At 45.5% G+C, this 14,406-nt stretch carries 15 protein-coding genes; 7 read left to right on the top strand and 8 right to left on the bottom strand.

Annotation, left to right across the window (positions count from 1 at the left end):
* Positions 1–44: 44 nt before the first annotated feature.
* Complete coding sequence (locus QUA34_RS12435; RefSeq protein ID WP_333386955.1) at positions 45–545, bottom strand: CBS domain-containing protein; 501 nt, start codon at positions 543–545, stop codon at positions 45–47.
* A 204-nt stretch (positions 546–749) separates the two neighbouring features.
* Between QUA34_RS12435 and QUA34_RS12430 the strand changes: the two genes are divergently transcribed.
* The 3 genes from QUA34_RS12430 (at position 750) to QUA34_RS12420 (ending at position 3,725) form a co-directional block, all read left to right on the top strand.
* A complete protein-coding gene (locus QUA34_RS12430; protein ID WP_333386952.1) occupies positions 750–1,076 on the top strand; it encodes a (2Fe-2S) ferredoxin domain-containing protein in 327 nt (108 codons plus the stop codon).
* A gap of 75 nt (positions 1,077–1,151) precedes the next feature.
* Complete coding sequence (dacB, locus tag QUA34_RS12425; RefSeq protein WP_333386949.1) at positions 1,152–2,600, top strand: D-alanyl-D-alanine carboxypeptidase/D-alanyl-D-alanine endopeptidase; 1,449 nt, start codon at positions 1,152–1,154, stop codon at positions 2,598–2,600.
* A gap of 228 nt (positions 2,601–2,828) precedes the next feature.
* Positions 2,829–3,725 (top strand): alpha/beta hydrolase, encoded by an 897-nt coding sequence (locus QUA34_RS12420; protein WP_333330493.1) that lies wholly within the window; start codon positions 2,829–2,831, stop codon positions 3,723–3,725.
* Between the two features lie 117 nt (positions 3,726–3,842).
* Here QUA34_RS12420 and QUA34_RS12415 read toward each other — a convergent pair whose 3' ends face one another.
* The 3 genes from QUA34_RS12415 to QUA34_RS12405 all read right to left on the bottom strand — a co-directional run bounded on the left by QUA34_RS12415 (position 3,843) and on the right by QUA34_RS12405 (position 4,570).
* The gene (locus QUA34_RS12415) at positions 3,843–4,067 is read right to left on the bottom strand and encodes a response regulator transcription factor (RefSeq protein WP_083888111.1); all 225 of its coding nucleotides are present in this window, start codon (positions 4,065–4,067) and stop codon (positions 3,843–3,845) included.
* A gap of 29 nt (positions 4,068–4,096) precedes the next feature.
* Positions 4,097–4,264, bottom strand: coding sequence for a hypothetical protein (locus tag QUA34_RS12410; RefSeq protein ID WP_333386946.1), 168 nt, complete (start codon positions 4,262–4,264; stop codon positions 4,097–4,099).
* Positions 4,265–4,360: 96 nt separating this feature from the next.
* On the bottom strand, positions 4,361–4,570 hold the full coding sequence (locus QUA34_RS12405) for a hypothetical protein (protein WP_333330487.1): 210 nt from the start codon (positions 4,568–4,570) through the stop codon (positions 4,361–4,363).
* Positions 4,571–5,138: 568 nt separating this feature from the next.
* On the opposite strand from QUA34_RS12405, the gene QUA34_RS12400 reads away from it, so the two are divergent.
* Positions 5,139–5,858, top strand: coding sequence for a hypothetical protein (locus tag QUA34_RS12400; protein ID WP_333081497.1), 720 nt, complete (start codon positions 5,139–5,141; stop codon positions 5,856–5,858).
* A 561-nt stretch (positions 5,859–6,419) separates the two neighbouring features.
* Here the strand turns inward: QUA34_RS12400 and QUA34_RS12395 are convergent.
* The 3 genes from QUA34_RS12395 to recA all read right to left on the bottom strand — a co-directional run bounded on the left by QUA34_RS12395 (position 6,420) and on the right by recA (position 8,334).
* Entirely contained in the window at positions 6,420–6,686 is a 267-nt protein-coding gene (locus QUA34_RS12395; protein ID WP_333325838.1) for a Txe/YoeB family addiction module toxin, read from the bottom strand.
* Entirely contained in the window at positions 6,679–6,933 is a 255-nt protein-coding gene (locus QUA34_RS12390) for a type II toxin-antitoxin system prevent-host-death family antitoxin (protein WP_333325836.1), read from the bottom strand. The genes QUA34_RS12395 and QUA34_RS12390 overlap by 8 nt, the downstream gene beginning before the upstream one ends.
* 261 nt (positions 6,934–7,194) lie before the next feature.
* On the bottom strand, positions 7,195–8,334 hold the full coding sequence (recA, locus tag QUA34_RS12385; RefSeq protein ID WP_333081494.1) for a recombinase RecA: 1,140 nt from the start codon (positions 8,332–8,334) through the stop codon (positions 7,195–7,197).
* A 316-nt stretch (positions 8,335–8,650) separates the two neighbouring features.
* On the opposite strand from recA, the gene QUA34_RS12380 reads away from it, so the two are divergent.
* Together QUA34_RS12380 and QUA34_RS12375 are read left to right on the top strand one after the other, a co-directional pair.
* Positions 8,651–10,267, top strand: a complete 1,617-nt coding sequence (locus QUA34_RS12380) for a glycosyltransferase family 39 protein (protein ID WP_333386942.1) — start codon at positions 8,651–8,653, stop codon at positions 10,265–10,267.
* Between the two features lie 357 nt (positions 10,268–10,624).
* A complete protein-coding gene (locus QUA34_RS12375; RefSeq protein ID WP_333386938.1) occupies positions 10,625–12,160 on the top strand; it encodes a peptide ligase PGM1-related protein in 1,536 nt (511 codons plus the stop codon).
* Between the two features lie 186 nt (positions 12,161–12,346).
* On the opposite strand, the gene lepB is transcribed toward QUA34_RS12375, so the two are convergent.
* Positions 12,347–12,955, bottom strand: a complete 609-nt coding sequence (gene lepB / locus QUA34_RS12370; protein ID WP_333081491.1) for a signal peptidase I — start codon at positions 12,953–12,955, stop codon at positions 12,347–12,349.
* Between the two features lie 89 nt (positions 12,956–13,044).
* Between lepB and QUA34_RS12365 the strand changes: the two genes are divergently transcribed.
* Positions 13,045–14,367: a dihydroorotase gene (locus QUA34_RS12365; protein WP_333325827.1), complete on the top strand. Its 1,323-nt coding sequence runs from the start codon at positions 13,045–13,047 to the stop codon at positions 14,365–14,367.
* Positions 14,368–14,406 lie beyond the last annotated feature (39 nt).

The following is a 14,406-nucleotide window of genomic DNA, read 5'->3' as shown; positions in this document are numbered from 1 at the left end:
CACGACTTATTTTCTGATACAGTCCTGGAACTGCAACAGTTAATTTAAGATTCGGCAGCCATCGCTCGGATAATATCTCCCCTAGTGAGGATGCCGATTACTTTGCCCGCAGTATCAAGCACTGGCAATCGGTGGATGCTGCGATCGTGCATCAGTTTGGCAGCTTCTTGCAGAGATTTGTCGGGTTCGATGGTAACTGGCTCTGTACTCATCGCTTCTCCTACTGTTTGTCCTAAAGCCTTGTGGAGTTCTCGCTCGTAACGAGATGGATTTTCCAAATAAATCACGCTGTCAAGCACCATGATATAAGCGGGGGGAGTTACGCCGGTTTCCCGCCACATCAAATCGGTTTCGGAGATGACTCCTACCAACAAGTCATTCTCATCTACGACGGGAAGACCGCTAATGCGTCGATCGGCTAAAATTTTAATCGCTTCGTTCAAGGGCATTTCGGGTCGCGCCAAAATCGGCTCGCGGCTCATTACATCGGCTACTGTTTTTGGCATGATTAGCGGTTGATTGAGTTGTTGCTCTAAATCGATCATATAGGCAAAGCGTGACACAGACTGAAGAAAGGCAGCTCTGCTGAAGGGATTCGTTAGAAGGTAGAAGGAAGGAAAAAGTTTGAATGCCAGAATTTTGCTGTTTTTTCGATCGCACTGTAAAATTCTGCCCTTTGCCGGACTCCGGCGAGCGATCGGCCTGACAAGATTGTTAAGATATCTTAAAGAGCGGATAAATCCTTACCAATGCCAGAATCTCCCACCTCAGAACCAGACTCCCAATCAGAAGCCCGCTGTGTATTGGTTTGCCAGTATCAATCTTGCCTGAAAAATGGTTCAGCAGCAGTGCTAGCTGCTTTTGAAGCTCAACAAGTTGCCGGGGTGAAAGTGGAGGCCTGTAGTTGTCAGGGACAGTGCACCACTGGCCCGACTGTGCGAGTTACCCCGGACGAAATTTGGTATTGTCGAGTTAAACCGAGTGATGTACCGTTGATTGTGGAAGAGCACCTCAAAGGGGGAAAACCTGTAGAGGCGCTGTTCAATCCGAGAATTCATGCGCGTTATTATTATTAATATTGACTTGATTCGGTGAAACTTCCAAGCTCTGGCGCATCTAATTTTAATAGTTATTGTTAAGGAACTGGCACTGTGAAAATCCAAGGAATTGCGCTTAGTTTGTTAGTCTTAATTCTGGGGCGTCCGTCGGCGGTTGCGGCTCAAACTTCGGCGGTTGCTGGGGATATTTGTCCTGGGGAATTGGGGGCGCAAGTAGATGCGATCGCCAATCGTCCCGAATTTAGTCGATCGCGCTGGGGCATTTTGATTCAACCTCTATCTTCTACTACTACTCTCTACAGCCGCGACGCCCAAAAATATTTTATTCCAGCATCAAATGCCAAGCTGCTAACAACAGCGGCTGCTTTGCAGAAACTCGGTGAAGATTTTCGGATTAAGACATCGGTTTACAGCGGCGAAAATGGCAGTTTGTACGTGGCCGGCAGGGGAGATCCGAGCATTGCTGAGGCTCAGTTGAAATCTTTGGCGCAGCAGTTGAAGCAGCGGGGAATCAGTCAAGTTAACCAGTTGATTGGCGATGACAGCTATTTTCAAGGCAGTGCAGTCAATCCGAATTGGGAATGGGAAGACGCGCAAGCTGGCTACGGAGCGCCGATTAACAGTTTAATTTTCAATCAAAACGCGATCGACCTTCTATTGTCCCCGCAGGCTCTTGGGCAACCTCTGAAAGTTACTTTTGCCGAACCAAAGCTGGCAAATCAGTGGCAAGTTCAGAACAATACTGTTACCGTCGCTCAAAACGAATCCGAGTTTATTGAAGTTGGCCGGGAGTTCGATCGACCTATAATTCGAGTTAGTGGACAGTTGAAAGTTGGTGGCGAACCTGAATCAGCTTATGTCGCCGTTGTCAACCCCGCTAATAATTTTTTGCAGTATTTTCAACAAGCCCTGGCAGCAGAGGGAATTCCTGTTAAACAGGCTTTAGTTGCATCGGCTTCTCGCAATTTAAATCAAGAATTAGCGACCGTTGAATCGCCGCCGCTGGCCCAATTGGTGAGAGAAACTAATCGCGAAAGCAACAATCTTTATGCAGAAGTTTTATTGAGATTGCTGGGAAAAGTTACAGACAAGATGCCTGTGCCACAAGAGAATACAGGTGAAAGCGGTTTGAAAGAGCTAAAGACAGTTTTAACTCAATTAGGAGTAAATCCAAACAGCTACATATTGGCCGACGGTTCCGGCTTGTCTCGGCACAATTTAATTACTCCAGAAGCCTTGGTGGAAACTTTGAGATTGATGGCTAATTCACCTGCTGCATCGATTTACCGCCAGTCACTGTCGATCGCTGGCGAGAGCGGCACTTTGAAAAATCGCTTTAATATTACACCAAACCGCGTAATTTTGCAAGCTAAAACAGGAACTATGAGCGGAGTTTCGGCGCTATCGGGATATATCGAAGTTCCGAATTACGAGCCGCTGGTGTTTAGCATTATCGTCAATCAATCTGACCTATCGACTGCAAAAATGCGATCGGCAACGGACGAAATTGTGCTATTATTGAATCGCTTGCGCCGCTGTTAAAACAACAGATTTAAGGTGAGAAAGTTAACCTCAGTAGTTACACCTAAGTTACACCTAAAAGACAGGGCACCCAAAAACCCTACAAGTTTTAAGTTTCATTAGATTGCACCGACGGGAACCGAAAAGCAGCTACAATAAAAGTAGAAAAATTAACACCATTGGGAAGTTTTAGCCTGCTACCAGTCGGCGGGTTCTGTACTTCCCGAAAATAAGTCTAACTTTCCAACTATGAATTCTTTAGATTCCGAACAGCAACACATCTTTGTCGAAACCAATAACATCCGCCTGCACTGCGTTTCTCAAGGAGAAGGCGAGCTCGTTCTCCTCCTGCATGGGTTTCCAGAGTTTTGGTACTCTTGGCGTCATCAAATCCCTGCTTTAGCGCGTCATTTCAAGGTTGTGGTGCCGGATTTGCGGGGCTACAACGATTCCGACAAGCCGGAAAGCGGCTATGATTTAGATACGCTGAGCGCGGATATTCGCGGTTTGATTTCGAGCCTCGGTTATACAAAAGCTCACGTTGTAGGTCATGATTGGGGAGGGGCGATTGCGTGGCACTTAGCTCAAAAATTCCCTGAACAACTCAACCGCTTGGCAATTTTAAACGCTCCGCACCCGCAGCGATTCGTGCAGGAAATGGCGAGCAATTTAGATCAAATCCGCCGCAGTTGGTACGTTTTGGCATTTCAGGTTCCCGGCCTTCCCGAATTGTTGATCCGGCAAAACTTGAAAGATTTTGTTCACAATGTTTTTCAAGGACAAGCTGTTCGCAAAGGATCTTTTAGCGCTGAGGAAACTAAGATTTATCAGACTGCTTTAGAAAAGCCGGGAGTATTAGCCGCCGCTATCAATTATTATCGGCAGATGTTTCACCCGCAGAGGCTTTGGAATTTGGGGCAGAAATTAGAACCTGTGACAGTGCCTACTTTGGTACTTTGGGGAGAAGAAGATGCGTTTTTGAGCCACAAACTTGTAGAAGGTTTAGACAGATTAATTACGGCTCCGTTTAAGTTAAAATTAGTTCCTCACTGTGGTCACTGGATTCAGCAGGAAGCGCCGCAAACGGTGAATCGAGAATTGCTGAGTTTTCTGAGAAATTCTTCTCCTTCTGTGGCTTCGGCATAGAAAAAAATTAACGCTTGCACATAAGAACGGGCATCTTGCCCGTTCCACAAGAAGATTGAATTTTTGTGGAACGGGTATCTTGCCCGTTCTTAATATCTGACGCACCCTACTTATTTATTAGTCCCAGAGCAAATTTTCTTGGATCAGCAGTGCAATCATCGCAGTTCTGGAACAAACACCGAGTTTGATAAAAATCCTCCTCACGTAAGTAGCAACCGTCCAGTGACTGATATTTAAATTTTTGGCAATACATTTGTTGGGCAGGCCTTGGGCTACTAATTGCGCGATCGCTCTTTCCCGCGGACTCAGGCTAATTTCCGGTTTGTAACTTGTGCTTTGCATACTTTTGTAATGAGGTAATGAGTGAAAATCTAATCAATTAAGGGTAGAATTCCGAGTTTTTCTCGAACTTCATATAAAGAAGTTTCCCAATCAGATGCAACGTCCCAATTAATTAACCGAGTGGCTAATTTTCCGTGTTTTAAGCCTTTGATAATTTGTCCGATCACGCATTTGCCGCTGATCAGTCCAACTAACACTAAAATCGCACAAGAAGGAAGAAATACTTGAGCACGAGTAAACGCTTGAAGTATAAATTCATCTTCTGTTGAAGCTGAAAGACCAGTCAGAACCCGTTAAACGTCGTGGTTTCGCTGAATCCAGTCTCCCGATGCGATCGGCTCAAAGCCTTGTTCGTCTAGAAATCGCGCCACTTCGCACCCTAATGTTCCTGCTGGCAGTTGGCGCAATTTTGCCAAGTCTATTTCAAAGTGTCGAGCGCTCTCAATTTGAGGATTAATGGTTTGAGCCATCTTTAATATAACTCCTAATTGACCGTCAGCCATAATTTATTATCCATTCAACAATGATTTAAGTTTCGAGCAAATTAATTTGTGTTGGTCAAGTTCATTTTTGCGCTGAATCAAGACTACTTTTTTTACCGACTCCGCTTAAAAATCGTACTTTCTGTCAAACCAATCGGCGATCAGGAGCTTTTACATTTCTTTACAAGTATTCTTAGATTGGAAATCTGCTACCTGTAAAAATCGCCCTAGTGTTTGTAATCGCAACTTGACCCACCGGGGAGTAGCCGTAAAATCCACAGTATTTAGCGGTGATTGGAACCCCCTTACTTACGTATATAAATTTATTCTGCTGCTAATTATTGGAACCTGCAATGAGTCAGAAGTTGAAGCTTGTAGGCATCGTGATGCAAGTGCATACAAGTGAAGAGAGTGGAAGAGAGCTGAAGCAAGGTGAAGTTATGCAGAGTTGATGCCGGGGATAGTCGGCACGCAGGGTCAGACGAGTGCGCTGTCGCTCAAATGAGTGTCACTCATTTGAGCGACTGGTCAAGTATTTTCACCAACAGCTATAAATAAAGTAGAGATTCATATCATACAAGGTGTTGCGGTGAAAAAACTTTCCATTTTGTTATCCACAGGAGTTGTGTCATTAATTTGGTGCGCTGCTGCTAGCGCTACCACTTATGTTAATCCTAACGGTAAAACTACTTTAAACTTGTCAGAAAAAGGAAACAATCGCAGCGGTTTTTACTTGACCAAAGTAGGCAATCGGGAATTTTTGGGCAATATTCAAATTACCCGTTCCGAAGGAGCAGCAGGCTCTTACTATTACAATGGGACTTTCAAAGACAGTGCGACCGGCCCTGGCCGAAAAATTGTTTGTTCTGGAGATATTGCCATTGTCAGGCGTCAAGTTGGAAGAAGCAGCCAATTGGGAGCCGAAGTTACTTGGAAGGTGAAAGCAGGAGAAAATTGTCCTTCTATTGGCCAGACATTTAAAGTAAATTTAGTTGAAGCTTTACCGCGTCCTAATGCAAGTGGCGACTATACTTCTAGCAATGCTAATACTTGGTCGAGTCCAACAAATGGTTTTGTAACTTGGCCTGCTTGGCGAGTCACCTCGCGAGATGGACAACTCAACTGTCGCAAGACCGCAAACGGAGCAATTCAACAAGTTTACCGCGCGGATAAAGATACAGTTGCTGCTGAACTCAGGGGAGCAAATGCTATTACGATGGCGAACGGTCAACCCTGGTTGCTCACAAGACAAGGCTGTTATGTGCGCGCTAATTCTCAATACATTCAGCCAGTTTCTATGCCTGAATAAGTGATCGTAAGTAGGGAGCATCTCAATGAAAGCAGCCAAGCCCAAAATTGGAGTTTTGAGGCCAGAGGCAGAAGGCAGAAGGCAGAAGGCAGAAGGAAGGAGCCAGAAGAAGTATTTTTACAAATATGAGAGGCTCCCAGTTCCGCTGTCAGAGCCACGCGGCTGACCAAAAGACATGAATCCAGTTTAGAAGGAGTATTTTGAAAACAATTCTGTTGGGATAAGCTGTTGTGGATTTAAATTGTATGTCAAAAAACAATAAAACAATGAGTGGGGTGGGCGTCCCGCCCGCCTCGAATATGCAATTTAAATAAAAAGTCCGCGTTATTTTGTGGCTTCACTGCTAAACAATCGATCACTGCATAACAATTGCCATGCAAAGGAGTACCCTCTCATCCCTGTTTATCCTGCAAAAGTTACATAGCGTGACAAAAGTTACGCTCGCCCGTTAAATAGAAACTCGCTATCGTCATAAAATTAAAATTAAACTGCTCAAAAAAACGCCGACTTTCCTGTTAAACAAAAACGCCGCACCATAGCTACAGCCTGCCAAGGAGGATGTCAATCATAATAGTGGTATCGACAAGAGATAATCGTTAGATACTCGTCATCCACAGCATAAACTAATCGATTCGTATCATCAATTCGCCGCGACCAAAAACCAGCCAGATTCTCCCTCAGTGGTTCGGGCTTTCCGATCCCCTCAAACGGCAATCGGATTGTTGCCTCAATTAGCTTGTTAATTCGTTTTAAGGTTTTCTTATCTTGCCCTTGCCAATATAAATAATCGCCCCAAGCCTCATCCGTCCAGGCTAACTTTCTAGTCATCCAACAAATTTCGCTCTACCACTTTCCCCTGCTTAAAGTGAGCGATAGAACGCTCCAAATGGGCAGCATTGGCGGGAGATTTGAGTAAATGAACTGTTTCCAGCAAACTATTAAAGAACTCTAGCGACATCACCACCGCATCCTCCGCATCTCGTCTAGTGATGATGGTATAGTCCGTATCTTCCACTACTCTGTCTAAAACAGCCTTGAGGTTATTTCTCGCTTCGCTAAAAGAAACAATATTCATGTACTTGACACTTGTACTACTTACTGTACAAGTATAGCAATCCGCAATATATTCGGCAATCCCGATCTCATATCATGTCCGGTCAATTTACTGGTTCTATGGCTGGAGCCTGGGAACCGATACCTAGAGGAAGAGCCTCGCGAGCGAAAATTAAATTCGAGGCTCTAGGTAGCTGTTGAGTGTTACTTTCGCTCCAGCCTGGTAACGAGTAAACAATCAGTAAACAACCAGTAAACGAGTAATAATTGAGGACTAAAAAACTTAGATTTCTTCGTCCAAACCATCTACATCATCTACCTCATCATTTACATCATCTACATCATCTACATCATCTACATCATCTACCTCAATAGGAGCGACAGAATTAGCAGAAACCAGAGCACCTGTCTCAAGTTTCTTTTTAACTAGCTCCTCAATTTCATTTTTGAAATCGATGTTTTTCTCCATGTGCTGGATCACTTTGTCTCGTCCTTGAGCTATGTTCTCTCCGTTGTAGCTATACCAAGAACCTTTTTTCAGAATTACTCCCATTTCGTCGGCCAAGTCAGTCAGACAGCCTAAAGTAGAAATGCCTTTGCCAAATACAATGTCAAATTCGGCAATGCGGAAAGGCGGAGCAACTTTATTTTTAGCAACTTTAACTTTCGTGCGGTTGCCGTATTCTTCGGTACCTTTTTTCAAGCTTTGAATGCGGCGAATGTCGAGCCGCACGCTGGCGTAGAATTTGAGTGCGTTACCGCCGGTTGTGGTTTCCGGGTTGCCGTAAGTTATGCCGATTTTCTGCCGCAATTGGTTGAGAAAGATGACGGTACAGCCGGATTTGCCGATATTGCCGGTGATTTTCCGCAAAGCTTGACTCATCAAGCGCGCTTGCAAACCCATGTGGGAGTCGCCCATGTCGCCTTCGATTTCGGCGCGGGGGACGAGGGCGGCTACGGAGTCAATTACTACGATATCGACGGCGACGGAACGGACGAGTTGATCGACTATTTCTAGGGCCATTTCGCCGGTATCCGGCTGGGAAACTAAGAGATTTTCAATATCCACGCCTAAAGCTGAGGCGTAGGTGGGATCGAGGGCGTGTTCGGCATCGACGAAGGCTGCTATACCGCCGGATTTTTGGACTTCGGCGATCGCGTGGAGAGCTAGAGTGGTTTTACCGGAACTTTCCGGGCCGTAAATTTCAATAACTCGACCTTTTGGCAAACCGCCGCCCAAAGCAATGTCTAGTGTCAGGGCTCCGGTGGGAATGGTTTCTACCCTCATGCGAGTGGAGTCTCCCAATCGGACGATCGCCCCTTTGCCAAAGCTGCGCTCGATTTGGGAGAGTACGGAAGTTAGAGCTTTTTGCTTTTCTGAGTTTTCAGTGGAAGTTTTTATAGACGCTTCTTTTTTTGCCATTTGCGGTACGCGGGTAGACCCCTTGCGGAGCTTGTTGATTAACTGTACAACACGTATGTTAGCAGTTATTTTTGGGGTCTGGAGGTTCTGGGAGCATTTGGTTGAAGATTCTTGATTTTGGGGTGGTTCAGCCTGCTCCCGCCTTCAGAATGCCCAAGATGTAGAAGATATTTAACTGGTTCCCAGGCTCTGTCTGGGAACCGATGTAAGCGAGGCTCTGCCTCGAAAAGCTTACATTAAAATTGGAGGCAGAGCCTCCGGATCTGTGTTACCAGGCAGAGCCTGGTAACAAGTAATCGCCACAATTAGGACAAGCATGGCATCTACAACACATCAAGACACATCTGTCAATAGCAAAAATTTCCGCTGGTTGATTAACTTATTGGCGATCGGCATTTTACTTGGTATCGGATTTCGGTTTTTTGAGATCGATCGCAAACTGTACTGGCACGACGAAGCTTACACATCAATCCGCGCCGCTGGTTTCACCCGCCAAGAAATTGACGACGAACTATTCCAAAACCGGATTTTTCCCGCACCAGAATTGCAAAAATATCAGCGGATTAAACCGGGAAGTACAGAAGCAGACACCATTCGTTCTTTAGCACTAGAAGACCCGCAGCATCCGCCTTTATACTTTCTCATGGCTCGTTGGTCGATGCAGCAATTTGGCAGTTCTCTAACAGCATCTCGCAGTTTGCCAGCACTATTGAGTTTGCTGTCGCTGCCTTTGATGTACGCTTTAGCTCAGGAACTTTTCGCCTCGAATTTGGCTGCGTTATTAGCAACAGCACTTTTGGCTTTATCACCCTTTGATATATTGTTTGCTCAGACAGCAAGGCAGTACAGTTTGCTGACAGCCACAGTTATTGGGAGCAGTGGGCTGCTGGTGAGAGCAGTGCGGTTGCGGGATTGGCAAAATTGGGTATTTTACTCGCTGGCGATCGCCCTTGGTTTCTACACTCATCCTTTCTTCAGTTTAACACTCATTGGACACGGAGTTTTTATAATTTCTTACTGGTTGTTTGTCAAAAAAACAAAATTGCCCGGTCACGTAACTAATTCCCAATTTTTCTTAGCAGTAACAGCAGCTTTAATATTGTATATCCCCTGGATTTACGTGCTGGCGACCAACCTGGGACGAGCATCAGCTACGACAGATTGGACGCGAGTATCTCCGGGTTGGCTGTATCTTGTCAAATTGTGGACACTCAGCTTTACAGCTTTATTTTTTGACTTCGACTTCGGGTTTGATAATATTTGGACTTATCTGCTGAGATTGCCATTTTGGCTGTTATTTGCGGCAGCCCTTTACACAATCTGCCGCCGCACTAGCAGTTCAACTTGGCTGTTTATTGTAATATCAATTTTTGTACCTTTTTTGCTCCTGGCTTTACCGGATCTCATCCTAGGTGGCAAACGTTCGGCAGTCAGCCGTTATCTGATTTCGTGCTTTCCGGGAGTGCAGCTAGCAGTTGCTTACTTGCTCGCCAGTAACGTGAAAACTCAGCAGCGGTTTTGGCAAGTCATTTTAGCCCTGGTCTTTACAGCAAGTATAGCATCCTGTACTGTCAGCGCTTTTTCTGATACTTGGTGGAGCAAAGACTTGAGCTATTTTAATGCTGAAGTTGCGAAAATTATTAACAAAGAGGCGATAGCTAACCGATCGATTAAAGATACAATTGTAATTAGCGATCGCGGCAACGATTTTACGAACATGGGAGATTTGCTGTCTCTGAGTTATTTGCTCGACAAAGACGTGCGGCTGATGCTGATGAGCCAGTCGCCAGAAATCGAGATGCTGAACAAATATTCGGCTCCCCTGGTGTTCCGCCCCTCGGAAAAATTGCGATCGGCTCTCAAGCAAAATCAACGCCGCTTAGAGCCAATATTGCAGTATGCCAGACTTTTTCGAGCGCGGCGAGCTTCTTAGAGCAGATTGAGAGAAATAGACGATCGTCCCCAGTAGGGTGCGTCAGTGGATTTTAGATTTTAGATTTTAGATTTATTCCACAGATGAATCTGGGAGATTAAACTTTGGTCTAAAATTTTTGGATATTCACGATAGGATTACGTGGCACGCTATCGGTTTTTGGGCGTGGGCAGAAAAAACTGTTTGAGTGGCCTCAAATATTTCGACTGACGCACCTTAAATCACTATTTTGGCATTTTTGTCAATTCTCCCGGTAAGGTGCGTTAGACAAAAAAGTGTGTGAGTTGTCTCAAATATTGGGGCTGACACACCCGGCACGATCAGCAATAATTATTTGAATACTTAGGATAAAAAGCAATGCAAGAGTTAAATAAATCATCTTCCGAATCCGCGCAGAAGTTTCGCAATCTTCAGACAGAATTACGCGAGCGTTGGCGAGCGATAGAAGAATTCGACAGCGGAGATTGTGACATTATTATCATTCCTTCTGTCAGCTTAGATCAGCAAGAAATGCGGAAAATTGAGGGTGCTTACCACTACGAAGAGCGACATTTATTTTCATTGATTCGCCTGCGAAATCCCCACACGCGCTTAATTTACATTACCTCGGAGCCCTTGCACCCGATGATTGTGGATTATTACCTGCAATTGCTGCCGGGAATTCCGTTTTCTCACGCGCGCGATCGGCTTTTGCTGTTCAGTGCTTACGATGCTTCTGCCAAATCCCTCACCCAGAAAATTTTAGAGCGCCCCCGCTTGATGGAGCGCATTCGTCAAGCAGTACGGCCGAAAAAATCTTATATGGTTTGTTATAACTCGACGCCCTTAGAACGCGAGTTATCTGTTCAATTGGGGATTCCTTTGTGGGCCAGCGATCCCGATCTGTTATACTGGGGAACAAAAAGCGGTAGCAGGCAAATTTTCCAAGAATGTGGCGTGCCTTATCCTGACGGTTCCGAGTTGGTTTGGAATGCGGAAGATTTAGCAGAAGCTGCCGCAGGGTTGTGGGAACGGCAGCCACATTTGCAGCGGATCGTAATTAAGTTAAATGAAGGTTTTTCGGGGGAAGGGAATGCAATTTTAGACCTGAAGTCCCTGGCAGGTAAAGCGCCTACAGAAAGAGCAAAGGCAATTGGCGATCACTTCCATAATTTACGCTTTCAATCCAAAGGCGAAACCTGGGACAACTTTAGCAGCCGCATTCCCGAATTAGGGGCAATTGCCGAAGCATTTATCGAAGGAGAAGAAAAGTTCTCCCCCAGCGTTCAAGGCAGAATTATTCCCAGCGGCGAAGTAGAAATCCTCTCCACTCACGACCAGATTTTAGGAGGCCCAGACGGCCAAATTTTCTTGGGTTGCCGATTTCCGGCGGACGAATCTTACCGGCTGGCGTTGCAAGAATTGGGATGGAAAGTCGGGCAAAACTTAGCTAAAAAAGGCGCTTTAGAAAGATTTGGAGTAGATTTTCTCGCTGTAAAGCAATCCGACGGAAAATGGGATCTTCAAGCAATAGAAATTAACTTACGTAAAGGAGGCACAACTCATCCGTTTATGGCTTTGAAACTGTTAACAAACGGTCGTTACGAGCGTACTACCGGATTATTTTATAGCCAGCAGGGCCGTCCGAAATATTATGTCGCTTCGGACAATTTGAAAAAAGAGCGCTATCGGGGATTATTACCGAACGATTTGATGGATATTATTGCGGACAATCAACTGCACTTTGACAGCGGTACAGAGACGGGCAGTGTGTTTCATTTAATGGGTTGTTTGTCGGAGTTTGGCAAATTGGGAGTGACGAGTATCGGCAATTCGCCGCAACAAGCTGAGGAGATGTATAACAAAGTTGTGAAAGTTCTCGATCGCGAAACGCCAGGCGATTTTAAATTTTAGATTTTAGATTTGAGAATTGATCCAGCCAGTCAGCTTAGATCCCCGGCTTCTTGAAGAAGTCGGGGATCTAATATCCTTAGCGTTTTGTATAGCAAACGATACGACGATTAGGATGTTCTTAATCACCCAAATCATTGCTATTATTGAATGGGCTTTTTTGCTTCTTCCTTCTTCCTTCCGTTAGAGCTAATTTTTAGCGGGATAAAGGGGCGTGGGGTCGATCGAACCTGTGCGGTTGAGTGGCCAAAAACGCACAATTGCCCTACCGATGATATTTTGCTTGGGTACAAAGCCCCAATAATGACTGTCACAGCTTGCGTTGCGGTTGTCGCCGAGTACCAAGTAAGAATTTGGCGCTACAACTACAGGCCCGTAGGGATACTGCGGAATTTCTTCAATATATTTTTCCTGTAGCGGCTGCTTGTTAATAAAAACTTTTCCTTCTCTGACTTCCACACTGTCCCCCGGCAGTCCGATCACTCGCTTGATATAGGCATCTTTGATCGGTGGCGGCTGTCCCGTGCACAAACTAGCCGGATCGGGAGGCATAAATACAATAATATCTCCTCGCTGGGGCTCTTGGAATCGATAGCTGACCTTATCTATAATTAATCGATCGTTAATTTGTAAGGTTGGGAGCATCGAGCCGGTGGGAATGTAGCGTGCTTCGGCAACCAGGGTGCGGATACCAAAGGCTAAAAATGCTGCTAAGCCGATCGTCTTAATTCCTTCGATCCAAGGATTTTCGGTGTCTTGCGGAGGTTTTTCGTCGGCTGACTTGTCTAGACGAGTCATAGTGTATTGTAGTGACTGAGCTGGATACGAATTATAAACTTAATAATGCTTCCATGCTAGCACGCTGTTTACTCAATTAATGATATCTTATGACTCCCAAATCAAGTTTGTTAATCCGTCGCGCTCGCATTCTTTTGCCCAACGGTGAGTTTTTGGTAGGAGATGTGCAAATCTGCGATCGCAAAATTGTCAAGGTTGCTGCGGAAATTGTCGAATCTGGCGATCGAGAAATAGATGCGAAAGGCTTAACTCTGTTACCCGGAGTAATTGATCCCCAGGTACACTTCCGGGAACCGGGTTTAGAACACAAGGAAGACTTGTTTACGGCTAGCTGTGCTTGCGCTAAAGGCGGCGTGACATCGTTTCTGGAAATGCCGAATACGCGACCTCTGACCACAACCCAAGCTGCCTTAGATGATAAACTAAGTCGCGCTGCCGAGAAGTGTTTGGTGAATTACGGCTTTTTTATTGGTGCAACGCCAGAGAATTTGCCGGATTTGTTGAATGCGAATCCGACTCCGGGAATTAAGGTGTTTATGGGTTCGATGCACGGGCAGTTGTTGGTGGATGGAGAAGCAACTTTAGACCAGATTTTTGCCAAGGGCGATCGGCTAATTGCGGTACACGCAGAAGACCAAGCTAGAATCAACCAGAGGCGTCAGGAATTTGCCGGGATTTCCGATATTGCAGTTCACTCGCAAATTCAAGACAATCAAGCAGCTTTATTGGCAACTCAACTAGCAGTAAAACTTTCTAATAAATATCAGCGGCGACTGCACATTCTGCACCTTTCAACGGGGGATGAAGCTGAGTTTTTGCGCCAGGAAAAACCGAGTTGGGTGACAGCAGAAGTTACGCCGCAGCATTTGTTGTTAAATACCAGCGCTTATGAAACTATTGGCAGTTTAGCTCAGATGAATCCGCCTTTGCGCGAGCCCCGCGATAACGAAATACTTTGGCAAGCTTTACTCGACGGGGTAATTGATTTTATCGCCACCGACCACGCGCCGCATACATTAGCAGAAAAAGCTCAAGAATATCCAAATACGCCGTCGGGAATGCCCGGAGTCGAAACTTCTTTGCCTTTGATGCTGACGCAAGCAGTAGAGGGAAGATGTACAGTTGCTCAAGTTGCTAATTGGATGTCGGCGGCTGTTGCTAAGGCTTATAAGATTCCGAACAAAGGGGCGATTGCTCCGGGTTTTGACGCCGATTTAGTCTTAGTTGATTTGGAGAACTACCGCCCGGTGATCGGAGCAGAGATGGCGAGCAAGTGCGGCTGGAGTTCCTTTGAAGGTTGGAGTTTGACTGGATGGCCAGTTGTGACTGTTGTGGGAGGAAAAGTTGTTTTTGAGAATGGTAAATTGGATACAAATGTGAGGGGAGAAGCCTTGACATTTGACGCTGAGTAAGCATGGATTTGACTCAAGTGTTATAATTGGGTATTCCTG

The sequence above is a fragment of the Microcoleus sp. POL10_C6 genome (genome assembly GCF_036701585.1).
GTDB lineage: Bacteria > Cyanobacteriota > Cyanobacteriia > Cyanobacteriales > Microcoleaceae > Microcoleus.
The sequence above is the reverse complement of the archived record's forward strand: the minus strand, read 5'-3'. Positions and strand labels throughout refer to the sequence as shown.